Origin of the sequence: Flavobacterium sp. NPDC079362 (assembly GCF_050267765.1) — a bacterium.
In the GTDB taxonomy this organism is placed as follows: domain Bacteria; phylum Bacteroidota; class Bacteroidia; order Flavobacteriales; family Flavobacteriaceae; genus Flavobacterium; species Flavobacterium azizsancarii.
This window is the reverse complement of the sequence record NZ_JBNNFM010000001.1, coordinates 149,617-174,827: the sequence shown is the minus strand read 5'-3', so window position 1 is coordinate 174,827 and position 25,211 is coordinate 149,617. Positions and strand designations below refer to the sequence as shown.

Below are 25,211 nucleotides of genomic sequence, written 5' to 3'. Positions count from 1 at the left end.
TAATAAAATTTACGTTTTGAAATAAAAATCTAAATCTATTATCTGTTTCCGCTTGAAGCAGTGATTTTTCCTAATTGTAGTCTGAAATCTGGTTTTTTTGCATTGAAGATATCAATGAATGTTTCTCTGTTACTGCTTTGAGAATAGACATTGAAGAAAACACTATTTCCATACCAGCTCTCTAAATCTTCGTTGTTAGAATTGTATTCCGTAAAGATATTTCCTTTACATAGGTTAAAATACATTTCTTCAAATTTGATTTTTTTAAGATTGGCATCGTTAATTTCTGTTTTACTGTCTAATAAAACTGCCGGATTAAATCCCGAAATTACACTTCTTTTCATTTCAAGAGAAGCATTTTCAGCAACATAAACTGCTTCTTTTACTAAACCTGCCTGAATATCAGCATTGATGTTTTCACTGTCATTAAGCATTGTAATATTAGTAGCAACAACTAATGTTTGTTTTTTAGTAAAATCAGTTTCGCTTTTCTTTTCGTATGATTTTACTTCCATACAACGAGATCCGTCTTTAGTACTTGAGAAGTAAGAAGATCTAACTGCAAGAGAATTGTAGAAACGACATTGAACTCCTTGCGAAAATTTAAAATCGTCGTTGATAGATTTATAAGAAACAAATTTTGTTGCATTTACATCTCCACCCAAGAAACCAAATGAATCACCACCAGCGTAGCTTACCATAATGTTTTCAAGTATTGTTTTGTTTCCAATACCTGCTAAAGTTAAAGCGTTGAAAGTATCTGATCCCTTAACTCTTTTACCTGCAAATTCGATTCTCACAAATCTTAAGATTCCTGAGTTTGCAGCAATATTATCACCTCCGTAAGTAGTAAGTGACGGGTCAAGATCTAAATTATAAGAACCAATATTTCCAAATTTATTAATTGGAGCATCACCAAGAATTACAACTCCACCCCAGTCTCCAGCTTTTTTCTGGCTGCGGTTTGAAGTAAATACAATAGGGTCAGTCTCTAAACCATCAGCAATAAGTTGTGCACCTTTTGTAACTACCAATGTTCCTTTAGTTTCGAAATCACCAATAATCAAAGTTCCTGGCTCAATTGTTAAAACAGCATTGTTGGTCACATAAACATTACCTTGCAAAACATAAATATTCCTCTTCAGCAATTTTGTATTAACAGAAATATTTCCTGCTAAGATTTGATTTGCTTCTCCATATTCAATTTTGTTAGGCTTAAATTCTGTCCAGTTATTCAACCAGTTGTTGTAGCCCATAATTCCTTTCTCTTGCTGAGCACTCATAGTAGTGACTGTCAAAAGAACGCAGATCATTTGAGTAATTTTTTTCATGATAAGGGGGTATTACGGTTAATAATAAATTTGGGTATGCGTAAAAAACTCATCTCGGGTTTTCTGATTTTGTCAGAACACATCGAGGACGAGTTGCTTTTGTCTCTTCTCAAAATGCCACGTAAAATCAATCCATTTACGTAAACACTTCAAAAAAGGTTTTATAAAATATATTTTTAATTACATTTCGTTCAATTCGTTGAACTCATGTAACGATTTTAATGTGCTTTCGTAAAATAAAATTGCTGCAATTAAGTTTCCTTTATCAGAATACGGCATCATTTTTCTTTGAAACTCTACTGTTGTATCCAAAAATGTATTTGTACCAACAGCCTGAGCATCTAATACTTTTTTGTGTTCGTTATCGTCCGGAATACCTAAGTCTGCCATCGTAACTCCTGGCTTAGTAACCAAAGCAATGTAAGGGAGGGTTTTTACTAAAACTTTAATACGCTCAATGTATAATTCTAAAAGTTCTCCTTTTTGCATACCACTCAATTCTTTTTGATCGTGATATTTACGAATAAGAGCCGTTGTACTAATTATACTTCTAGGAGCATTTTTAGCCTGAGCTGAGATTGCCCCGGTTGTCAATATAAAAAGTGCACTAAATAAAATAATTTTCCCTTTCATAGATTCTTATTAATAGGTTATTGATGAAAACAAAAATATATAAATTAACTCAAATTGCAACTTTATTGATTTCTTTTTTCAAAAAAAAACCTTAAAAAAACCTTAAAAACCAGCGCTATGTCGAGAAAATGTGCGTTTTAACGGCTTTTTTGTTAAAAATCTTAAAATAAAATCCATAAGTTATTACTTACTAAAGATCAAAATTATTATATATTAATAACCAAAATAACCTTACGTTTAGCGTTTTTCTGAAAAAACTATTAACAAAAAACTATTGATATCTACTCGATTTACTCTTGTTATTAACAAAAGTTCGTTGACAAACCACAAAAAATTAAGCAAAAAAACTGTATTCCAACATAAATAAATAGCAGCCAATAAACTTTTTCCCTAAAATTTTTGACTATATCATTTTCTTCTATCTTTGCTTCATGCAATTTTCTCAAATTTTAGGTCAGGATTACATCAAAAGTCACTTGATAAAAAGTGCATCTTCCGGGCGAATTCCACACGCACAATTATTCATTGGGCCGGAAGGAAGTGGCACATTATCAACGGCAATAGCTTATGCGCAATATATTTTGTGTAACAATACAGGAGATGAAAACTCAAACGGAAACGATTCCTGCAATTTGAAGTTTCAAAACCTCTCGCATCCCGATTTACATTTTATTTATCCAACAGTTACAACTGAAGATGTAAAAACAAAACCAAAAAGTTTAGACTTCATTCAGGACTGGCGCACATTTATTCAGGAAATGCCTTATGGAGGTTTATTTGACTGGTACAAAATTTTAGGCGTACAAAACAAACAAGGTGAAATTCGTGTCGAAGATGCAACAGAAGTTTTAAAATCCCTCTCGTTAAAATCATACGAAGGCGGTTATAAAATAATGATAATCTGGATGGCTGATAAAATGAATATCGCCGCCTCAAATAAGCTTTTAAAATTATTAGAAGAACCATCAGATAAAACAATATTTATACTGATTTCTGAAAATGAAGAAGACATAATACAAACGATACGTTCTCGTTGTCAGGTTATTCACTTTAACGGCTTACCCGAAAAAGTAATTGCTGAAGCATTAGTTTCCCAAGAAAATACAGATTCGAATTTAGCTAAAAAAATAGCACATCAGGCACAGGGAAATTTCAGTAAAGCATTACATCTTTTAAAAGAAGACGATTCTGAATATCCTTTTGAACAATGGTTTGTTAATTGGGTTCGTGCCGCTTTTAGAGCCAAAGGAAATGCAGCTGCTATTCAGGACTTAATATCCTGGAGTGAAGAAATTGCAGGTCTGGGCCGTGAAAGCCAGAAAAAATTCATACAATTTTGTATCGAAATGTTTCGCCAGGCACTTTTACTCAATTATGAGGCACCTGCTTTAGTTTATATAGAACCTAAAGTCGAAAAATTTAAACTGGAAAATTTTGCCCCTTTTGTAAACGGCAATAATATTCACGAAATTTTCAAGGAGCTTTCAGATGCCCTGTATCACATTGAAAGAAATGGAAATGCTAAAATAATTTTGACCGATTTATCTATAAAACTGACTCGTTTAATTCATAAAAAATAATTTTCAAATGAATACTAATGTTGCCTCCATTTTACTTTTAGCATTTTTAGCATTAACGTTCTTACAATCAGGATATGAAAAAATCTTTTATTGGAAAGATAATGTTGAATGGCTTAAAGGGCATTTTGCCAAAACGCCTTTAAAAAATCAAGTTCCACTTGCTTTGTTCCATCTTTTAGTTTTAGAATTAATTTCCGGAATTTTGTGCGTGGTTGGCGCAATACAATTATTAACCAACAGTGGCCGTGAATTTGGATTTTACGGAGCAGTTTTCTCTTGTATTTGTTTGTTAATGATGTTATTTGGACAAAGATTAGCTAAGGATTACGACGGCGCAAGAACAATTGTAATTTACTTTATCCCGGCCGTTATGGCGGTTTATTGGCTGAATTAAAAAAATAGGCATTGGCTTTTAATGATTTTTCTAATCAAAATCTTAAAAGCAGGCGAAAAAGAATTTGTTTGCTTTATGCGGACAACGAATTAAAATTTTACTGTGAAAAAAATGAACCCTAAACACCCTTCAGAATCCCTAACTATTTTAACCGATTTAGTTTTACCGAGCGAAACAAATCCTTTGAATAACCTTTTTGGAGGTGAATTATTGGCCCGTATGGATCGCGCAGCAAGTATTGCCGCCCGCAGACATTCACGCCGAATTGTAGTTACAGCATCTGTAAATCACGTTGCTTTTAACAGGGCTATTCCGCTTGGAGCCGTAGTTACGATAGAAGCAAAGGTTTCCAGATCTTTTAAAAGTTCTATGGAAGTTTTTATCGATGTTTGGGTAGAAGACCGTGAATCCGGAAGCAGAACCAAAGCCAACGAAGCCATTTATACTTTTGTTGCCGTTGATGATAGCGGAAGACCTGTTGAAGTTCCGCCAACTGCACCGGAAACTGAGTTGGAAATACAACGATTTGATGCTGCTTTACGTCGTAAACAATTAAGTTTATTACTCGCGGGCAAAATAAAACCATCAGAAGCAACAGAATTAAAGGCTTTGTTTCTATAGTACAATTTGTTACAATTTGAGACAATTAAACTTCAAAAAAAGAACTAATTTTACAAACTTACAAGCCTGATACAAATCTAAATCAGTAAGTTATCATTTCTGGTTTGTTTTTGAGAATAAATTATAAAAATTTACATGAAAGAAAAAGAAAAAAAAGAGATGAGTTCAGAGAAAGAAGCCAAATTAAAAGCGCTACAACTTACGCTTGACAAATTAGATAAGACTTACGGAAAAGGAACTGTAATGAAAATGGGCGACAAAGCCATCGTAGAAGTTGAAACAATTTCTTCAGGTTCTCTTGGTGTTGATTTAGCTCTTGGAGTTAATGGTTACCCAAGAGGAAGAATTATCGAAATATACGGTCCGGAATCTTCTGGAAAGACTACTTTGACATTACATGCAATTGCAGAAGCTCAAAAAGCGGGTGGTATTGCTGCTTTTATAGATGCTGAACATGCTTTTGATAGAAATTATGCCGAAAAATTAGGTGTAGATATCGAAAACTTAATCATATCTCAACCAGACAATGGAGAACAAGCTTTAGAAATTGCTGAGAATTTGATTCGTTCGGGAGCAATTGACATTGTTGTAATTGACTCTGTTGCTGCATTGACTCCAAAAAGTGAAATCGAAGGTGAAATGGGAGATTCAAAAATGGGTCTTCACGCACGTTTAATGTCACAGGCATTAAGAAAACTAACCGGAACTATCAGTAAAACAAATTGTACTGTTTTCTTCATCAACCAGTTGAGAGAGAAAATTGGTGTAATGTTTGGTAATCCTGAAACTACAACGGGTGGTAATGCATTGAAATTCTACGCATCTGTGCGTTTAGATATTCGTCGTTCTTCACAAATTAAAGACGGTGACAATGTTATTGGAAACAGAACTAAAGTAAAAGTGGTTAAAAATAAAGTGGCTCCGCCTTTTAAAACTGCCGAATTCGACATTATGTATGGAGAAGGAGTTTCTAAAACCGGAGAAATTCTTGATTTAGCGGTTGAATTTGAAATCGTTAAAAAAGCAGGATCATGGTTTAGCTACGGAGATACAAAATTAGGACAAGGTCGTGATGCTGTAAAATCTTTAATCAAAGATAATCCGGAATTAGCAGATGAATTAGAACTTAAAATCAAAGCGCATATCAAAGAATTAGCAAACGCTTAAAACTATAATAGCGAGTATTTTACTTGCTTATTGTTCATCAAACCCGATAGATTTTTAGATCTGTCGGGTTTTTTATTTCATAAATAATAATAAAAAAGACGCAACCATTTCAAACTAACTTCATCTACTAAACAGACATTAGATTTGGTATTAGCAATAATGCCATTCTGAAGTTTTTTTTAGGATAAATTTGGTTGTTTATTCACTAGAAATCCGTTAGTTTTTATACTAACGGATTTTTTATTTCATTTTCTTTAAAAAAAAACATTTTTCAGCGCAACCTTTTTGGTTTCTTACTCTCTATTATATTGTGACGTTAACTTGAGTTTTAACCAAACTCTTTATTATCAACCGTTAATATTTTTAACCATGAAAGAAAAAATAGAAGTGTTGTACAGTAAAAACCGTAGAAAAACCAAATTAAAATTTAAAAAAGTATTGCGATTTATTTCAGAAAAAATAATTCACAGATAGTATTTACTGAATAAAAATGGGGGATTTTAATTCAAAAGAAAACCCGACAATTTTTCAAAATTTGTCGGGTTTTTATCTTCTATATTCTTTCCTCTATATTCTTTCTTCAATATTCTTTCTTCTATATTCTTTCTTCTTCTTGAATTCTAATAGTCCTTTATAAATCAGTTGTCTAACTTCATCTCGAAGTGTTTTTCTGTTTTCACTTGTTAATCCGTTTGTTTCTACGAAAGGTAATATTTTCACGCGCATTTTTCCGGGGCTTCCACTCATGAAAGTATAAGAGAATCGTTCTTTATTATCGGCAAAAACAATGGGCACAATTGGAATTTGGTGTTCAATTGCTAATCGAAAAGCACCATCTTTAAATTCATCCAATAAAACAGTTTCGTCATCAGGAACACCTCCTTCTGGAAAAATACAAATACTAAGTCCCTGATTCAATCTGTCTTGTGCTCTTTTGAAAACTTCATTTTTACTTCTTGAAGAGTTTCTATCTACTAAAATACAGGTCCTTTTATAAAAAAATCCGAATAAGGGAATCTTCGAAAGTTCTTTTTTCCCAACAAATACGAAAGGATTTCGAACCACTGCCAACATCAGCATAATATCTGTCATTGAAGTGTGATTTGCCACTATCATATAACTTTTATTCTTGATCAGTTTCTGTTGACGTTCGACTTTATAATAGAAACCCATCCCGAAAAGGATAAATTTAGCCCAAATGCGGGCCATTCTAAAGAAATAGGGATAACCACTCTCTGAAATAATAGAAATCAGTAAAAACGGCAGCATAATCAATATCGGGATGGCCATTAAAACATAAAACCAAACACGCCATAAAACCCAAAAAATAATCTTTATTCCTTTCATGGTTTCAAATGTAAGAAAACAGAAATGAATTATACAAAAAGAATTTATGGTGTAAATAATACAGTACGCTTTTTTTACCGCAAAGTTCATAAAGTTTTTTCGCAAAGGAAAGAAGGAAATGTAAACTGCTAATTGCAAATAATGAGTTCACAAAGCTGTATGCAAATTTTGTTCTAATAAAAAATTTAGCAACTTTGCTTTTATAAAACAATAAAAAAAACAAGAAAATAATTATTAAATTTACTGTTTTTAAAATTTATGACAGAAAACGAAATATCAAATATTATAATTGGACTTGCGATTGAAATTCATAAAATTTTAGGACCCGGCTTACTGGAAAATGCCTATCAAGAATGTTTATTCTATAAAATTAAACAACGTGGGCTTCTAGTTGAAAAAGAAAAGACAATGCCATTAATTTTTGAAGAAGTTCAATTAGATTGTGGCTACAGGATTGATATTCTGGTAGAAAACAAATTTGTCATCGAAATTAAAAGCGTAGAATCTCTTACCGTAAATCACTTAGCACAAACTTTAACGTATTTAAAACTTGGCAATTACAAACTAGGTTTACTCATAAACTTCAACGAAACTCTCTTAAAAAACGGAATTAGAAGGGTTGTCAATAATTTATAAAATCCAGCTTAGTGAACTTCAAAAAACTTTCTCAAAAACTTTGTGAACTTTGCGAAAAAACTTTGTGAACTCTGCGGTAAAAAAACCGATTATTAAAAGAAAAACAATACTCATAATTTTTGAAGTTAAAAAAAATTACACAGTTTGCGGTAAAAAAACGAACTTTGCGTTTAGTAATAAGAAAAAACGAGAATGGCAAAAATACTTACTGGTGTTCAGAGTACTGGAACGCCACACTTAGGCAATTTATTGGGAGCAATTATACCTGCAATCGAATTATCGAATAATCCGGCAAACGAATCTTTTTTGTTTATTGCTGATTTACACTCGATTACACAAATTAAAGATGGTAAAACATTGCGCGAAAACACTTTTAGTGTAGCGGCAGCATGGCTTGCTTTTGGATTAGATATTGATCGCGTTACTTTTTACAGACAATCTGATGTTGTTCAGACAACTGAATTGACCTGGTATTTAAGTTGCTTTTTTCCGTTTCAACGTTTGACTTTGGCCCATTCTTTCAAAGACAAAGCAGATCGTTTAGATGATGTAAATGCTGGTTTGTTCTCTTATCCGATGTTAATGGCAGCGGATATTTTATTATATGATGCTGAATTTGTTCCGGTTGGTAAAGATCAATTGCAGCATCTGGAAATTACTCGCGATGTGGCTTCTCGTTTTAATCATCAAATGGGGGAAACTTTTGTAATACCTGAAGCTAAAATTCAGGAAGACAGCAAATTGATTCCCGGAACAAATGGTGGAAAAATGAGTAAATCAGCAAACAATATTATTAATATTTTCGTTGATGATAAAACGCTTCGTAAACAGGTTATGAGTATCGAAACGGACAGTACGCCGCTTGAAGATCCTAAAAATCCGGATACTTGTAATGCTTTTGCGATCTATTCCTTGTTAGGAAGTGAAACTCAAATTGTAGAAATGAGAGCCAATTATTTGGGTGGAAATTACGGTTACGGTCACGCCAAACAAGCTTTGTTTGAATTGATTACCGAAAAATTTAAAACAGAAAGAGAAAAATACACTTACTACATCAATAATCTTGACGAAGTGGATGCCTTGCTTAAAAAAGGTGCGGCAAAAGCTTCTGTGGTTGCTGACGGCGTTCTGGCAAAAGTTCGTGAAGTACTTGGATTTGGAAAATAATATTTTAAACGCAGTAGGTTTTATCCCAGGTCATCCGGATAAAACCTACTGCGTTTTTATTTAAAAATGAAGTCTTTTTGATTCATCGAAGTAGTGAGAAAAATATTTACAAAATACATGTTTGCTCTCCTAATAACCCTTTTTATGCTGGGCTTTTTATTAGGTTATCTATTTGGAGATGACAAATCGTACACAATAAATAAAACCGTAGGCTGGGCTTATAATTTTTCGAATCAGATAAAACTAACCGCTTTTTTTATACTCTCGCAAAGTGTTTTTATTATTGGCTATTTAGCAGTATTTCTTCTTCACCGAAAGACAAATTATTACATTTCTTTAGTCCATTTTGAGATTACTATAGTAACCATCTACATGATGTCTTTTGAAAAATTAATCGTCCCCTTAATTTTTTGCATCCTTTCTATGATCCTGTTTTGCATAAACGTTTACAAGTCAAATAAATAGAAAACATTAAATCTTTATATCGCTTAAAACAATTTCCCGGGCAATGGTCTTATCAAGCCTTTAAGCTCCATATTCAATAACAAGCCGAGATTCTATAAATAGGAAAATCACATTTTAACGCTATAGTACCGAGTAATTCTTTTCCGTTTTTTAGAAGAAAATCATATACTTTTTGTTCATCAGGTTCAAGCTCTACAAATAACTGTTTCTGGATAGGTTTTGTTTTATTTTCAATATCCCAATTCAATATATAAACCAAATCGGCAGCACTTGTCAGTACATTCGCTTTTTGAGTCTTAATCAGGTTATTACAGCCCTGACTGAACTTGTCTGTAACACGTCCCGGAACTGCAAAAACATCCCGATTATAATCATTGGCCAGGTTTGCGGTAATCAACGAACCACCTCTGTCTGCAGATTCAATTACAATAGTAGCCTCTGTCATGCCTGCAACAATGCGATTTCTACGCACAAAATTTTCCTTATCAGGATTTGATGAACTCCAAAACTCAGTAATAAATCCACCATTTTCTTCCATCTTGGCAACATATTTTTTATGTGTTTTAGGATAAATTTGATTTAAACCATGAGCCAGAACTCCAATGGTCTGCAAATTATAATCCATCGCTAACTGATGTGCCACAATATCTACTCCATAAGCAAAACCACTTACTATAACGGATTAAGCGGCGACAAATCTTCGATTAATTTCTTGCAGAACTCCATTCCGTAAGGTGTAATTTGGCGTGTTCCAACAATACCTATTATTTTTTTGTTTTTTAAATTTATATTTCCTGCAGAAAAAATTAAAACCGGAGAATCAATACAATGTTTCAGTCGTTCCGGGTAATTTTCGTCCTGAAAAAAGAAACTTTTATGTTATTCGATTTGATAAATTCAAGTTCCAGATTTGCTTTCTCAAAAATAGATTTATCCTTGAAATTTTTGAGCAATACAGCTCCAACCCCATCAATTGCAGCAATTTGATTCATTTTAGTTTTAAAAATGGTTTCGGCATTACCACAGTGTGTCAGCAATTTTTTGGCCATAATATCTCCAACACCTTCCACTTTTAATAAGGCTAATAAATAAAATAAATCTTGATCTGACATGGATTGTATACAATTAAATGGCGGCGAAAAATATCTTTATAAAACGAATTTTAATTCTAATTCTAAGAAAGGCAAAGATACAAATTAGAAGTAAATTCTTTCAAAAAATAAAAAATTAAAGATATTATACTACTTTAACCTAAAACAGTTTTTATGATAACTTACTGTTAAATAACGGTTTGTAAAAATACTCGAATTGTTAATAAAAATTGTGAATAAAATTTTGATAACTATATTCGTTGCATAACTTTGTTACTATGAAAATCGAAAACTATATAGCACAGTTATTGTATCGTTATCAGTGTGTAACGGTTCCAGGGTTTGGAGCATTTTTAACAGAAATTCACTCGGCTCAGCTGAATGAAAATACAAATTCGTTTTTTCCACCCAAAAAATCAATCTCTTTTAATAGCCATCTAAAAAATAATGATGGACTATTAGCAAATCATATCGCTAATGCAGAAAAAACATCTTATGGTTTTGCAGTAAGTGCTATTGCTTTTGAAGTGATAAGTTGGAAAAAAACGCTGGAAGAAAATGGCGTTATAAGTCTTAAAAATATTGGAGAAATGCGTCTTAACGCAGAGAAAAATATAATCTTCACTCCTAACGATCAAACAAATTATCTAGCGAGTTCTTTTGGTTTAAGCCCTTTTGTTTCACCAGTTGTGAAAAAAGAACTTTTCGAGAAAAAAATACAGGAAATCCAAGAGAGAGAACCTATCGCTTTATTTGAGGAAGAAGATGGAAAATCATCTAATTCATTCTTAAAATATGCTGCCATTTTCATTCTGGGACTAGGAATTACAGGAAGTATTGGATACCCTTTGTACCAAAATCAAATAGATGCCAAAACACTTATTGTAGAAAGTGCTGTACAGAAAAAAGTACAAAACAAGATACAGGAAGCTACATTTTTTATTCAAAGCCCATTACCGGCCGTAACGCTTTCAATTGATTCTGCAAAAGTAGAAAACGCAGAAGAAAAAGTAATGCCTTACCACATTATGGCAGGAGCTTATAGAAGTGAACAAAATGCAAGAAAAGCTTATAATCAACTTATTAAAGATGGTTTTAGTGCGAGAATGTTAAGCGAAAACAAACACGGCTTATTCCCGGTTCTATACGGAAGTTATGCTACGATGTCTGAGGCACAAAAAGCACAAAAAGATATACAAAAAGGTGAAAATCCAGAAGCCTGGATCCTAATCGAAAATTTATAATTATAAGAAATCCTATTCAAACCGAATAGGATTTTTTTTGTCCTATTTTATCTTTAAAAAAACCTTATCAGGCCAGACCTATACAATTGGCACTCTACTTTTGTTCTATAATTTATAACGAACAAAAAGTCATGAAATACGCCTTAAAATTATTCCTTATCCTATCATTTTTATTACAGTCTCAATTATTCTTTGCCCAAATAGCAAATACAGAAGAGTCTCCGGAAATCATACAGAAAAAAACTGATGATGAATCTCAGAGGGCAACAGATCAATATAGTAGAAAACTGGATAACGATCAATCTCAATTAAAAAAAGAACAAAAAAAAGTAGAAAGAAATCAAAGGGATCTTAAAAATTCACAGGATGATCTTGACTCTACAAACAAAAAAATTGACAAACTGGAAAGTGATAATCAAAAACTTTCATCAAAAATAAATTCAGGTTCCAATTCTCCTGAATACTTGCAAAAACAGCAAATAAAAATAAAAGAGAAAGATCTTGAAATTCAAAAACTTAAGCTCAAGAAAATAGAGCAACAGAAAAAACTTGATAACCTGCAATCTTAGATAAAACAAAAAATCCTATTTGCTTACGAATAGGATTTTTTGTTTAACGTGGAACAATTGTAGCCTCCTGAGAAAGAATAACCTTAGTAGCTTGATAAATTCTTAATCTCGCCGGAGGCGAATTTTCCTCGCCCAAAACTATAATGGCACATTCGTAAAGAAAATTATCTTTTTTGAATTCATACTGATGATTTCCACCTAATCCTTCTACAACTAATTCACCACCATTAATCACTAAATCAGGCTTTTCAGTCATTTCTTTTTGTATCGGCCACGAAGCATAACGATAATTATTATTTCCCAGATTATCGATTCTGATTTTGAATTTAGATGTTTCTAAAATACAAATGGGGCTTTGAAAAAAAGCAATACTTGGATCTAAACTTTTTTTCTGCGCTGCGATCAGTTTATTTTTAAGTTCTGTTTCATATTTTGATTGATAATTTATGGCGGTTAAACGTCCTTCGATATCCAGCCAGATACTGCCATGATTTAGCATTACACCACGCAAGCCCATTTCAATCCAGCTTTTTATGGGAGAAGATTTTATAATTTCATTCTTTAGTGCTGCATCAAAAATCTCAGAATATCGCTTTACAAAATCTGACTTATTTGCAATATCCGGTATTGGATATTCCCGCTTTAGCGGATAAACGACCAAATCGCTGATTGCTTCTTTGTTGTCGTTTTTTATATTTTCAATGAACTTTTTTATAAATTTCTGGTAATCAATTTTCAAATCCTGGGCGGCAACAACACTGCTGCAAAAAATCAATAGTACTAAAAATACATTTGCTCTTTTCATCCTAAAATATTTTTAATTAATTATTAATCTGACAATTACAATCAAATATAAATAATTTATACTCACGTGGAACAAGGTCAGAATGCTTATAAAGCAAAAATCCTATTCGCCGTAACGAATAGGATTTATGTTTAACGTGGAACAATTTTAGCATCCTGATTCAGAATTTCTTTTCCGTTTTGATAAATGGTTAAATTAGCTGGTGCCGAATCTTTTGTACCCAAAACAGTAATATAACACTGGTAAAGAAAATTTCCTTTTTTGAAATCATAATGATTATTTCCGCCAGTTCCGTCCTGAAACCATTTTCCGTTTGTAATGATTAAATCTGGCTTTTCACTCATTGATTGTCTTATAGACCAGGAAGCATATCTGTAATTATCATTTCCCAAATCATCAATTCTTACTCTGAATTTAGAGGTTTCTAAGATAATTTGGGGTTCTTTAAACTTCGCAATTGATGGATGAAGCTTGTTTTTTTCTGAAGCGATCAACTTGTTTTTGAGATCATTTTCGACTTTTGACTGATAATTAATAGAGAAAACCTTTCCGTCAGTATCCATCCACAAAGTACCATTATTAAGCATTATGCCTCTCCACCCTACTTCTGACCAGTCTTTTGCAGGATCCGATTTTGAAATTTCAGTTTTCAGGTTAAGATCAAAAATTTCAGCATATCTTTTTACAAATTCTGTTTTATTTTTAATATCCGGAATTGGATTTTCTCTTCTCAAAGGATATTTAATTGCTTCGGCTACAGCTTCTTTCCTATCGTTTTTGACATTATCAATAAAATTTTTAACGAACTTTTGATATTCAGGTTTCAAGTCCTGCCCTGCAGCATTTTGAATGGTAATACCTATGAACAGGATACATAATAGCTTTCTCATGTTTTCTATTTTACATAACGTAATTTATTCATAACTCAGATTAAATATCTAAATTCCAAAATCTAAACTTAATTGATACTGGCTTTGAACATTTTAAGCTCATCCCAGGTAAATTCTTCTCCGTGTTTTTCTTTTAAACCGTTCAGTGATTCTTCCTGATAAAATTCAAAAGCTTCACGAAGCGCCAGGATTTTATCGTACGGCAAAACATCTGAAATGTCTACTTTCTTAGCCTGAATCAATTTAACTAAATGCATTTCAATAGTTTGTGCCGTTAATTTTCTAATTCTGGCAATATCCTGAATCGAATTTTTCTCCAGCCATAAATCATGCGTTTCTTCTACGGTTGTTTTCTTGTCAGCCTTTGGTACATTTTTATCTAATTTTCGTGCAGTATAGCGCACTACAGGCTCATCAGATTTAAAAATATCAGTATTCGACATATTAAGTTCCTCCCGGATCTTAGCAATCTTATCTAATTTGTAGTTTTTAATCGCTGTAGACGTCAATTTCTCTTTGCAGATGGTTTCACCTGCCACGACAATTTCTATCAGTAATTTAGCCTTCATTAAACGCAAAACTGCTTTGGTTTGCAAATCATCCAAAAAAGCCAGTTCTTCATAGAACTCTTTTACTTTTTTAAATTTCTGAATTTCGGCCATTTTATTCAAAAGATCCGTCACCAGTTTGTCCATTGGCTTAAAAAAATAATCATAAGCCGCCACTACCCTTTCCTGTACAAAAAATAAATCAACAGTTTCTTTATTGAAAATTTTATTGAGCTGATGAACGAATTTTTGCGAAGGATCAATCAACGAATCTATAATTTCTAAACGCTTATGTGCCCATACGGAATGTTTTGATTTTTCTGATGCCACCGCATTTTCATTATAGCTAAAACGATGATTGCGCCATTCCTGAGCCAAATCGGCCCAATTAAAACTGTTAATCAAATAGTTATGAATGAAATTTTTCGTTTCGAAGTGTAACGAATGTTTTAAAACTTCTTCTGTCGCTTTGTTTAAAGCATAATCCATTACATCCTGATCGTTCGAGATACCATTCATTTGTAGCGGAGACAGCAAAATAAGCCCGTTTAAGGAAGTTAAACGCGATAATGCAACATATGCCTGCCCGGGCAAAAAAACTTGCGATACATCGAGCGCCGCTTTCTCAAAAGTTAATCCCTGACTTTTATGCACAGTAATTGCCCACGCCAATTTTAGAGGATAATGAGCAAATGTGCCTAAAACTTCTTCTTCGACTTCCTTCGTGAGATCGTTTACTTTATAACGGATATTTTTCCACTCATATTTCTCCACTTCAATGGTTTTGTTCTCTTCCGGGAAATGAATGAAAATTTCTTCTGGAGAAAGGGATTTTACTACCCCCATCTTTCCGTTGAAATAACGTTTTTCAAAAGATGCATCATTTTTAACGAACATGACCTGAGCACCAATTTTCAACTTTAAATTTTCCTCAACCGGAAATATTTTCTCCGGAAAATCACCCACAATAAACGGTTGATAAGAGAACTCATTTCCTGCTAAATCACCAATTGCCTGTTCATTAATCGAATCGGCTTTTGCATTATGCGTAGTTAATGTAATATAACCCGGATTATTTTTTAAGTCGAAATCAGGCTTAACATATTCGTTTAAAACCTGAATATCCTGGGGCGTGATCTGATTGTTTCGAAGATTATTTAAAACCGATATAAAAGTATCATCGCTTTGGCGATAAATCTTTGATAATTCGATATATAGCGGTGGATATTGTTGAATTACATGCGAATGAAAAAAGAATTTTCCTTTATAATAATTGCGCAAAGTTCGCCATTCTTCATCACGAATTACTGGCGGAAGCTGCAATAAATCACCAATAAAAAGCACCTGAACCCCTCCAAAAGGTTTAGAAATTCTTCGAACTGTCTGCATCATAAAATCGATAGCATCCAGTAAATCAGCGCGTAACATACTCACTTCATCAATAATCAAAAGTTCCATGTTCTTGATAACATTACGCTTGACATTATTCATTTTGAAGTGTCGTCGTAAAGTTTCCTTATTCTCAAATTTCACTGTTTCAGTAAATTGGGAAGCTTCTTCATAAGACGGAATAAAGGCAGAAAATGGCAATTGAAACATCGAGTGTATCGTAACTCCACCAGCATTTAGTGCCGCGATTCCTGTTGGTGCCACAACTACAGTGCTTTTATGCGTTGTAGCAATGATTTCACGCAAAAGCGTAGTTTTCCCGGTTCCTGCTTTACCAGTCAGGAAGATCGATTTTTGCGTTTGATTGATGAATTGTAAGGTGTAAGCAGCTGCTTCTGTAACGTTTTGCATTGGGCGTGTATTGAAAACCTAAAAGTATCGCATTTTTATAAAAGAAAAAACCTAAATCTATACAGATTTAGGTTTTTAAATTTAGTTAGTTAGTTTGGTATTATTTTTTTGCAGCTTCTTCTTTAGCCGGAGCTTTTTCTTCTGTTTTAGGAGCTGTTTTATACTTGTCATTCAAAGCTTTAACGATATCTTTTGTAATATCATATTTCTCTTCAGCGTATAAGATTGAGGCAGCATCACCAGTACCATAGATATAAGAATAACCGTTTTTCTTACCGTAATCTTTGATGAATTTTTTAACTCCACTTACTAGAGAATCCATTTCAACACCGCTTTCTTGTTGCAATTGCTGAGACAAAGCTTGTTGAGCATAACCCAATTGTTGTTCTCTTTTTTGCAACTCAGCTCCTCTTTGTTGAGCCCAAGCCTGACCGTTTGCTTGTGCCTGACTTTGAAAACTGGCAGCGTCTTGTTTAAAGCGTGCAATTTCAGCTTGTAGTTGTCTTCCTTTTTCTTCAGCTTGTCCTTTGTATTTTGCTTCAAGGTCTTTTGCTTCAGTGTACTCTTTCATTAAAACCGAAGTATCTACGTAAGCTGTTTTTACTTCCTTAACTTCTGCAGTTTTACTACATGAAACGGCGAAAATTGAAAGTGCGATAATTACTAATGCTTTTTTCATTTTTTGAATTTCTAATTTTTTAATGTATTGAAGACAAAAATATAAAAAAATAAATAGCATCAACATAAAGTTTAAAAAATGCTAGAATTTTATGATATTGTTTTTATTTATGGAAAGAAAAATGTCAATAATTCTACCCTATCAAAAGTGACTTTCATATCTTTTATTAGAAACATTATCTCAAAAAAGACATAATTACTCCTCACTTATACAAAGAAAACGCCAGAAACGCGCTTAAATTGCGTTTTACTTGTTTTTTAAGACATAAATGTGCGATGAATACTCTTTTGTACTGCTCGCTTTTAAATTTGATTTTAAACCAACAAAAAAAGCACTGATGTAATTCATTTTTCCGGTTTTGTATTTTTCAGATAATAAGCTCACATAAAAAGAATCAAATTTCATGGGAAGTACTTTTTCCAACTTCATATCTACTTTTTCAAAAAGCGATTGAATGGCTTTTTTAGAAAAATGCCAAAAATGAATTGGCACATCAAAAGCTGCCCAAAATTCATTATAATATTTTGCGTCGTAAGATTTGAAATTTGGAACCGCAACAATTAATGTTCCAGTTGGTTTTAATAAACGCTTCAATTCCTGAATTTGTAGTTCTAAATTTGGGACGTGTTCTAAAACATGCCACATTGTAATCACATCAAAAGAATTATTTTGAAGATCACCAATTTCGTTCACAAAAGAAATTCCTTTTTGTATTGCAATATTTTTTGCTCTTTCACTAGGTTCTACTCCAACAGTTTCCCAACCATCATTTTTTGCTGTTAACAAAAAATCTCCCGTTCCGGCACCAATGTCTAAAATTCTTCCTTTTTTAGATTGCTCGTCATTTATTAAATTCAGTTTATTTTTTAAAGCTATATTTTTCACAAAGTGATAAGCTTTTTCAAATAACGAACGTTTGTTATCCGTGTGCGAAATATAATCTTCGCTTTCGTAATATCTTCCCAAATTTTGCAAATCAGGTTGCGGAGATGTAATTAACATGTCTAAAGCTTCGTCATGATACAATTCGAAAATTTCTTTAGATACAGAATGGTCTTTTACAGTAAGAAAATGTTTTTTGTTTAAAACGTCCATTTTTTAATATAGGGGATTTTGGTTTAATTTCATAGCAAACCCTAAAAGCAGAATTTCTGTTTTTAGGGTCTCTTTTAATCTTTAATATTTATTTTTAACGCTTCCAATTTATTTTGACAGCAGATATTTTTTCGTTTTCAATTCTCGTTTCTTTACAAACTATAAAATCATTTTTCATATAAAACAATAACGGAGATTTATATGCCTCCTTATTTTGTTTGATGTCATTTTCGTGATCAACAACCCAACCGTTTAAATTGTCGTTATTCTTTTTTAATGCTTCGATCATCAACCGCCCCTTGCCTTTTCCGTGAAGTTGACTATCAATAATTATTGCAAACCAATTTTCATTATCTCTTAAAAAAGCAAATGCCCAACCTTTAATTTTATTTTGATCATCAATAAACAAATGATGTTTTGCATTCGATAATCCATCTAAATACAAATTAAAATCATTGACTGACTCATATTTCAATTTATCAGGATATTCATTATTCCAAAGTTGCATTAAGGAATTCTTTTGTTCTAATGATAAAACTTTTTCTTGAATAATTCTCATAATTATAAATTATAGCCTTTTGTTTATCTTTTGTCATTCCTAACCAAGAGGATGCGAACGTCATCGAACTACTGAAGCAATTTTCGCTGCAAGATCTACAAATATTAATTCTTTAGATTATGGAGTTACTCACGTAGACTCCTTGTACCTCGTAATTACAAACTATCTCAAAATCTTAATCTAACATATTAAAATTACTATTCTTTTTAAATTTTTCTCAAACTTGTTTCACGTGGAACAATTAAAAATAATCACCACATCTAATTTCAGATATATGAATTAAAAAATAGTTTCACGTGGAACATTTCAATAAACAGTCTCATTATTCAGTATCCAGCATTCACTGATAACTGAAAACTGAGACTGAAAACTTCTTACCTTCCCATATAAATCAATAAAACCGAAATATCACTTGGTGACACTCCGCTTATTCTTGAAGCTTGAGAAATTGTCACAGGACGAATCTTGCTTAATTTTTGTTTGGCTTCAATCGACATTGATTTAATTTTATTATAATCAAAACTTTCAGGAATTTTCACATCTTCTAAACGAGTTAGCTTATCTGCGTTATTTCTTTCCTTTTCGATATAACCAGAATATTTAACCTGGATTTCGGCTTGTTCCAAAATTTCCTGATCAACATCATTAGCTTCTATATATTCCTTTACTTTTTCAAACTTCATCATATCCTCTAAATATATTTGAGGACGTGAGAAAACTTTAAACATTTTATCACCTTGCGTAATCGGAGCAGTTTCTTTAGCTTCTAAAATTGGATTTGTTTCTGCAACCGAAACACTTGTCTCTTTAAAGAAAGCCACCATCTTTTCAGATTCGTTTAATTTCTTCTCCATTCTACGTAAACGAGCTTCAGAAGCCAAACCAATTTCATGTGACATTGGCGTTAATCTGAAATCGGCATTATCCTGACGCAACAATGTTCTATACTCTGCTCTTGATGTAAACATACGATACGGTTCTTCCGTTCCTTTCGTAATCAAGTCATCAATCAAAACTCCAATATAAGCTTCGTCACGTTTTAAAATCAACGGTGCTTTTTCATGTACTTTTAAATGTGCATTTATTCCGGCCATCAATCCTTGCGAAGCTGCTTCTTCATATCCTGTTGTTCCGTTGATTTGTCCGGCAAAATATAAACCTTCAACTAACTTCGTTTCCAAAGTATGCTTCAATTGTGTTGGCGGAAAATAATCATATTCTATTGCATATCCAGGACGGAAGAATTTCACTTTTTCAAATCCTACAACTGAACGCAACGCTTTGAACTGAATATCTTCCGGAAGCGAAGTTGAAAATCCGTTTACATAAACCTCACAAGTATTCCAACCCTCTGGTTCAACAAATAATTGGTGACGTTCTTTATCAGCAAAACGATTTATCTTATCTTCTATCGAAGGGCAATATCTCGGGCCAAGGCTTTTGATTCTTCCGTTGAACATTGGAGAACGATCAAAACCTTCTCTTAAAATATCATGAACATCCAATGAAGTGTAAGTCATGTGGCAAGATCTCTGATGCGTCAACGGAGACGTCAAATCCGAATAAGAAAACTTATCCGGTTTTGCATCTCCCTTTTCTTCGTTCATTTTAGAATAATCTAAAGAACGTCCATCAACTCGTGGTGGCGTTCCAGTTTTCATTCTTCCAGATTCAAATCCTACTTTTACTAAATCTTCAGTAATTCCGGTCGCGGCACTTTCACCAGCTCTTCCTCCTCCGAATTGTTTTTCTCCAATATGAATCAAACCATTCAAAAAAGTTCCATTTGTCAACACCACAGATTTAGATCTGATCTCCACTCCCAACGAAGTTTTGATTCCTTTTATCTTTCCGTCCTCGATAATCAAACCTTTTACCATCTCTTGGTAGAAATCCAAATTTGGAGTTCCCTCCAACATCATTCTCCATTCTTCGGCAAAACGCATTCGATCACTTTGAACTCTCGGAGACCACATTGCCGGCCCCTTTGATTTATTCAACATCTTAAATTGAATTGCAGTTCTATCAGAAACAATTCCTGAGTATCCTCCAAGCGCATCAATCTCGCGCACGATTTGTCCTTTTGCAATTCCACCCATCGCTGGATTACAAGACATCTGTGCAATGTTCTGCAAACTCATTGTAACCAATAAAGTTTTTGATCCTAAATTTGCGGCCGCTGCCGCGGCTTCAGATCCGGCATGACCTGCACCAACTACAATAACATCGTATTCTTCTAAAAACATTTTGCTTTATTATTCTCCGGAAACCGTTTAAGTCAGTTCTCAGAATTATCATTACATTCATTTTTGTTCCACGTGGAACGGTGCACTTGCACCAATAATCAGTTTTTCAAATTCCAAATTCCAATCTTAAAAACCGAAATCTCATATTAAAACACATATACTGTTCCACGTGGAACAGCATTCAATATCAAGTTCTAACTTCAAATCATTCACCAATCTGTTCCACGTGGAACAGATTAAATTAAGTACAACCTGAAATTTCAAACTAAAACTTTTTACGCATTTTTTTATGTTCCACGTGAAACATTCTTTACTTTTCGAATATCACTTCTAATATTTATGTTCCACGTGAAACAATACTAACATATAAGTTTAAATTCTTTAGTCAAAGTTTTTCGCTAAACGTTCCACGTGAAACATTCGTTTTTTAAAATACAGAGCCAAACTTATGTTTCACGTGAAACAATTGGAAATTGGAATTAGTAAATTTTAGCATTTAATACTTTACTATTCCACGTGAAACATAGCTATCTTTTCATCTTCTTTAGAACGCATAAGTTCAGCATCAGCATCACTCTTGTCTTTATATCCACAGTAATGTAATATACCATGAGCAAGAACACGCTTCAATTCTTCTTCAAAAGAAACATTAAAATCTTTTGCATTGTCTTCTACTCTTTCAACAGAAACAAATATATCTCCGTTCAGTTCATTACCAACTGTATAATCAAAGCTGATAATATCTGTTAGTGTATCGTGGTTTAGATATTCTACATTTATCTTGTGAAGATAATCATCATCACAAAAAACATAATTTATCTCTCCTTCGTTTTTACTTTCAGAAACTATTACAGCGCTTAACCAATCTGCAAAGGCTAGTTCGTTCTCTAAAGTAAATTCGGTTTCGTAATTAAAATTGATCATTTTGTATTAAAATATTCTTGAACCTTTTGATTAAAATTCGAGCGCAAAGGTAGTGATTGTCTGTTTAATATCTCTACACTGTTTAAATAATCCAATAACGAAGTTGGTAACGCATTCGTTCTATTAGAAAATTCCGCTTTACTAGTTTCCGATTGTCGTTTTGTATCTTGCCCTTGCTGCTGAACGGCATTGTTCAATTTTAATAATTCCTGTTGAATATTAAGTATACGTTGTAAGTTTTCATTCTTAAAACCTTTATTCAAAAGTTGCTTTTCCGAAGCTTTCATTTGATCAATTACAGATCTACCCTGAGAATCTAAACCTTGTTTTGCTAACTCCTTTTGTAACGCTTCACGAAGTTTGACTTGCTCTTTATATATTTCCATGATAGCTTCAGCATCTCCTTCTCCATCACTTCCGTCTTTTCCATCATTTCCTTTTTCACCGCTTTTACTTCCTTGACCATTTTTACCATCTCCGTTTTTTCCTTTGCCGTCTCTTCCCTGACCTTGCTTTCCTTCACCGGATTTTCCTTGTTGGCCTTCTCCGGGTTTATCGCCGGGTTTGTCTCCTTGTTTGTCCCCAGGCTTATCACCAGATTTCATTCCTTCTTTCATCTTGTCAGCCAAACCTTTTTGTTTTTGAATAATATCCGGCAATTGCATTCCTTGTCCATCTCCTGGTTTTGGTTTTCCTGCTCCTGGTTTAGACATTAACATTTGCATATTATTCAATAAATCACTTAAAAAATCAGCTAATTTATTGGCAGATGAAACCGCATACTGTTGATGCGAAACTCCTTTAGGAACCTGAACATCGCTTAAACTTTCAATCGCTTTATCTACATTATACTGTACATTTCCAATTTCCTTCGTTACATCTTCGGCCACTTTTGGGTTACGTAAAGACAATGCAAACAAACTATCATCGACATGTTTAAACTGTTGTTTCAAATTCTGCTGTACTTTTATGTTCTTAGTATAAGCTGAAGATCCCAACTTCATAGATTTAAATTGTTTCATTACATCTTCTTCCGATAAAGAAAATGCTAAAAGATTATCCAGAACCTGACGAAGCATTGCTACATCTTCTTCCAGTTGTTCTCGTTCTCCACCCTCCATACTTGAATCCATTTGCTCCGCCATACTCTTCATTTTTTTGGCTGCACTTTTCTGTTTTGGCTTAGCCGAAGAGGAATTCTTTTTACTCAACTCTTCAGAAGCTTTCTTCAAATCTTCCTTAACATCTTTCTCTTTTGAAGCATCAGAAGGAATATCTAAAGGAGCTTTTAATGTTTTGTTTTCCTCTTTCAGATCTTTTAAATCTTCCTGGATTTTATCAAAAGCTTTATTGATATCCTCTTGTTTCTCTTGCGTATTTTCTTTGTCTTTATTAGAAAGCTGTTCTTGTTGGTCTGCTAACTTTTTTAATTTATCAGCAACTTGTTCTGCTTTTTTAGAAACATAAAAACGTTTTGTTAATTCAACCAATTGCTCCAGATTACGGGATTGGTTCTTGCTGATCTGTTTGAACTTTTCCATCTTATCAAACAAATCTTCACTATTCAATTTATCGTTTAAGTTCTTCAATTCGTCCATTAACTTCTGATTCTTTTCTAAATCTTTCTCGGCATTGTCTAAACGTTTTTGCAAATCATCAGCAGTTTTGTCTTTCTTCTCAGACTGAAACTTGTCCAAATTCTTATTCATTTTCTCAGCAAATTGTTTCATCAATTCGTCTTGTTGTTTCTGACGTTTGATAAAATCATTTACTTTCTGCTGGTCTTTGAACTCTAAATTATCTTTCTCTTTTCCGGCTTTCTGAATTTTATCCATTTCAGAAAATTGCTTATTTTGATTCTTCAAAGATTTTTCTAAACTATTGATATTTTCATTTTGCTGTTGCAATTCCATATCATGAACTTCATCTGTTGTCGAAACACGATCAGAAAAAACAGAAGACTTTGTGCTCTTAAATCCATGAGGCGCATCGTTATCAAAAACTTCAAAATAGTACTCATAAGAAACTCCTTCCTGAACTGCAAGATTACTTGGAAAATTAAAAACAAACTGATCAAATACTCCAGACTTAACCGGTATTGTTCCACGCTTGGCAGTGCTTGGTTTATCGCGTTCGTAGTAAACCACCTGAAGTTTAGACAAACCATAGTCATCTCCTAACCTACCCAAAACATAATTTTTATCGAGCTTTAAACTGTCCGGTGCAGGACTAACTGTGATAGTTGGATGCTGATCTTTGATCACTGACAACTGATAATCTAGTTTTTCGTAGTTTTTGACCTTATTATTTGAGGTAAGAATTTGATATTCTGTATTTTGACTGATATTTTTAGCCAATTTAAATTCGTTTTCGGATTTATTAAACTTGAAAGTCGAATTATCATCTTTCCATACAATTTCCTGAGTCGATTGTGTATTCATTTTCCAGGTAACCAAAGTTCCTTCCGGTACAATTGCATTTCCTGTTCCCTGAATAATTTCAGATTTCTTTTTTAGATAAGATGGAAAATTCAATACCATTTCGAAGTTGGCAATTGATGGAACTGTAATTACTTTCAACTCATATTCTTCTGATAAAACTGAATTTCCCTCAAAAGAAAATTCAACATTCGATACTGGTTTTTCAATCTTGAATTCAAACTTTCCTGGTTGAGATGACTCCATAAAATAACTTTCGTTACCAATATGAATCATTACATTCTCTGGAACAACATTCCCAACAGATTCCATTTTGACAACAAAATCTTTGTTTTGTTCTGTTTGTAAATTTGAGTTTAGAACCACAAATTTAAAAGGAGCCGGTGGTAAAAAAGTAGCATTAAAATGTACTACTCTATTTAAACTTTGAGAAATAACATTGCTGTTTCCAGAAATATAAAACACGGCAAAAAGCAAAATTGGAATAATTGCCAAAGGTAAATACTTCTTATTGTTTTTAAAATTGATGGCATTCCCAAACGGAATTGGCTGCAATGAATTTGCTTTTTGCTCTATCGAAGCTAACATCAACTCTGAACTTTCTGTTGAATTCTCAGACTCTGACAATTGCAAAAAGTTAGTCAACTTATCACTTACTTCTGTAAAATGGTTTCCAATAATAGTGGAGGCCTGATTATAATCGATTCCTTTTTGAAGTTTGAATAACTTGAAAATTGGGAATAATATAAATCGAAACAAAAGGAAAACCTCTACTCCTATAAATATCCAAAACAACAATGTTCTTCCTAATGGTTTTAGCCAAAGGAAATACTCAATAAAAAGCGTGAATAGAAAATACAACAATCCGAAACCAATAAAAAGAAGTCCCCCTTTTATCAATTCATTAGTATAATATTTCTTTATAAATGCTTCTAGCTTTTGATATATCGCAGATGTTGTTTTCAAGTTGAATCTCTTTTAT

Annotated in this window: 20 protein-coding genes and 1 pseudogene; 8 read left to right on the top strand and 13 right to left on the bottom strand. The window is 33.1% G+C overall.

Annotation, left to right across the window (positions count from 1 at the left end; genetic code table 11):
• Positions 1 to 38 precede the first annotated feature (38 nt).
• The gene (locus ACQKCJ_RS00775; RefSeq protein WP_427401148.1) at positions 39 to 1,331 is read right to left on the bottom strand and encodes a hypothetical protein; all 1,293 of its coding nucleotides are present in this window, start codon (positions 1,329 to 1,331) and stop codon (positions 39 to 41) included.
• A 180-nt stretch (positions 1,332 to 1,511) separates the two neighbouring features.
• The gene (locus ACQKCJ_RS00770; RefSeq protein WP_072957537.1) at positions 1,512 to 1,964 is read right to left on the bottom strand and encodes a hypothetical protein; all 453 of its coding nucleotides are present in this window, start codon (positions 1,962 to 1,964) and stop codon (positions 1,512 to 1,514) included.
• 431 nt (positions 1,965 to 2,395) lie between these two features.
• Here ACQKCJ_RS00770 and ACQKCJ_RS00765 point away from each other — a divergent pair, with 431 nt between their 5' ends.
• The 4 genes from ACQKCJ_RS00765 (at position 2,396) to recA (ending at position 5,726) form a co-directional block, all read left to right on the top strand.
• The gene (locus ACQKCJ_RS00765) at positions 2,396 to 3,544 is read left to right on the top strand and encodes an ATP-binding protein (RefSeq protein WP_271336719.1); all 1,149 of its coding nucleotides are present in this window, start codon (positions 2,396 to 2,398) and stop codon (positions 3,542 to 3,544) included.
• Positions 3,545 to 3,551: 7 nt separating this feature from the next.
• Positions 3,552 to 3,938, top strand: a complete 387-nt coding sequence (locus ACQKCJ_RS00760) for a DoxX family protein (RefSeq protein WP_427401147.1) — start codon at positions 3,552 to 3,554, stop codon at positions 3,936 to 3,938.
• 111 nt (positions 3,939 to 4,049) lie between these two features.
• Entirely contained in the window at positions 4,050 to 4,559 is a 510-nt protein-coding gene (locus tag ACQKCJ_RS00755; RefSeq protein ID WP_427401146.1) for an acyl-CoA thioesterase, read from the top strand.
• Positions 4,560 to 4,718: 159 nt separating this feature from the next.
• Entirely contained in the window at positions 4,719 to 5,726 is a 1,008-nt protein-coding gene (gene recA, locus ACQKCJ_RS00750; RefSeq protein WP_271336747.1) for a recombinase RecA, read from the top strand.
• Positions 5,727 to 6,293: 567 nt separating this feature from the next.
• Here the strand turns inward: recA and ACQKCJ_RS00745 are convergent.
• Positions 6,294 to 7,073: a lysophospholipid acyltransferase family protein gene (locus tag ACQKCJ_RS00745; protein WP_271336721.1), complete on the bottom strand. Its 780-nt coding sequence runs from the start codon at positions 7,071 to 7,073 to the stop codon at positions 6,294 to 6,296.
• Between the two features lie 258 nt (positions 7,074 to 7,331).
• On the opposite strand from ACQKCJ_RS00745, the gene ACQKCJ_RS00740 reads away from it, so the two are divergent.
• Positions 7,332 to 7,709 (top strand): GxxExxY protein, encoded by a 378-nt coding sequence (locus ACQKCJ_RS00740; RefSeq protein WP_271336722.1) that lies wholly within the window; start codon positions 7,332 to 7,334, stop codon positions 7,707 to 7,709.
• Between the two features lie 192 nt (positions 7,710 to 7,901).
• On the top strand, positions 7,902 to 8,876 hold the full coding sequence (gene trpS / locus ACQKCJ_RS00735) for a tryptophan--tRNA ligase (RefSeq protein ID WP_427401145.1): 975 nt from the start codon (positions 7,902 to 7,904) through the stop codon (positions 8,874 to 8,876).
• Positions 8,877 to 9,364: 488 nt separating this feature from the next.
• Here trpS and dprA read toward each other — a convergent pair.
• Positions 9,365 to 10,453 (bottom strand): annotated as a pseudogene (dprA, locus tag ACQKCJ_RS00730) (DNA-processing protein DprA).
• Positions 10,454 to 10,710: 257 nt separating this feature from the next.
• Between dprA and ACQKCJ_RS00725 the strand changes: the two are divergent.
• Both ACQKCJ_RS00725 and ACQKCJ_RS00720 read left to right on the top strand, forming a co-directional pair.
• On the top strand, positions 10,711 to 11,676 hold the full coding sequence (locus ACQKCJ_RS00725; RefSeq protein ID WP_271336724.1) for an SPOR domain-containing protein: 966 nt from the start codon (positions 10,711 to 10,713) through the stop codon (positions 11,674 to 11,676).
• A 131-nt stretch (positions 11,677 to 11,807) separates the two neighbouring features.
• Positions 11,808 to 12,245 (top strand): hypothetical protein, encoded by a 438-nt coding sequence (locus tag ACQKCJ_RS00720; protein WP_427401144.1) that lies wholly within the window; start codon positions 11,808 to 11,810, stop codon positions 12,243 to 12,245.
• Positions 12,246 to 12,288: 43 nt separating this feature from the next.
• On the opposite strand, the gene ACQKCJ_RS00715 is transcribed toward ACQKCJ_RS00720, so the two are convergent.
• The 9 genes from ACQKCJ_RS00715 to ACQKCJ_RS00675 all read right to left on the bottom strand — a co-directional run bounded on the left by ACQKCJ_RS00715 (position 12,289) and on the right by ACQKCJ_RS00675 (position 25,195).
• Positions 12,289 to 13,050 carry a hypothetical protein gene (locus ACQKCJ_RS00715; protein WP_427401143.1) on the bottom strand — a complete coding sequence of 254 codons (762 nt, stop codon included), beginning with the start codon at positions 13,048 to 13,050 and terminating at the stop codon, positions 12,289 to 12,291.
• Between the two features lie 131 nt (positions 13,051 to 13,181).
• A complete protein-coding gene (locus ACQKCJ_RS00710) occupies positions 13,182 to 13,940 on the bottom strand; it encodes a hypothetical protein (RefSeq protein WP_427401142.1) in 759 nt (252 codons plus the stop codon).
• A 68-nt stretch (positions 13,941 to 14,008) separates the two neighbouring features.
• Positions 14,009 to 16,288, bottom strand: a complete 2,280-nt coding sequence (locus tag ACQKCJ_RS00705; RefSeq protein WP_427401141.1) for a helix-turn-helix domain-containing protein — start codon at positions 16,286 to 16,288, stop codon at positions 14,009 to 14,011.
• A 100-nt stretch (positions 16,289 to 16,388) separates the two neighbouring features.
• The gene (locus ACQKCJ_RS00700) at positions 16,389 to 16,967 is read right to left on the bottom strand and encodes an OmpH family outer membrane protein (RefSeq protein WP_271336729.1); all 579 of its coding nucleotides are present in this window, start codon (positions 16,965 to 16,967) and stop codon (positions 16,389 to 16,391) included.
• Positions 16,968 to 17,213: 246 nt separating this feature from the next.
• A complete protein-coding gene (locus tag ACQKCJ_RS00695) occupies positions 17,214 to 18,062 on the bottom strand; it encodes a class I SAM-dependent methyltransferase (RefSeq protein ID WP_427401140.1) in 849 nt (282 codons plus the stop codon).
• Positions 18,063 to 18,156: 94 nt separating this feature from the next.
• On the bottom strand, positions 18,157 to 18,621 hold the full coding sequence (locus ACQKCJ_RS00690; protein ID WP_427401139.1) for a hypothetical protein: 465 nt from the start codon (positions 18,619 to 18,621) through the stop codon (positions 18,157 to 18,159).
• A 374-nt stretch (positions 18,622 to 18,995) separates the two neighbouring features.
• The gene (gene mnmG / locus ACQKCJ_RS00685; protein ID WP_427401138.1) at positions 18,996 to 20,867 is read right to left on the bottom strand and encodes a tRNA uridine-5-carboxymethylaminomethyl(34) synthesis enzyme MnmG; all 1,872 of its coding nucleotides are present in this window, start codon (positions 20,865 to 20,867) and stop codon (positions 18,996 to 18,998) included.
• A 507-nt stretch (positions 20,868 to 21,374) separates the two neighbouring features.
• A complete protein-coding gene (ybeY, locus tag ACQKCJ_RS00680) occupies positions 21,375 to 21,791 on the bottom strand; it encodes an rRNA maturation RNase YbeY (protein WP_427401137.1) in 417 nt (138 codons plus the stop codon).
• The gene (locus tag ACQKCJ_RS00675) at positions 21,788 to 25,195 is read right to left on the bottom strand and encodes a hypothetical protein (RefSeq protein WP_427401136.1); all 3,408 of its coding nucleotides are present in this window, start codon (positions 25,193 to 25,195) and stop codon (positions 21,788 to 21,790) included. Before ACQKCJ_RS00675 ends, ybeY begins: the two co-directional genes overlap by 4 nt.
• Between the last annotated feature and the right edge of the window lie 16 nt (positions 25,196 to 25,211).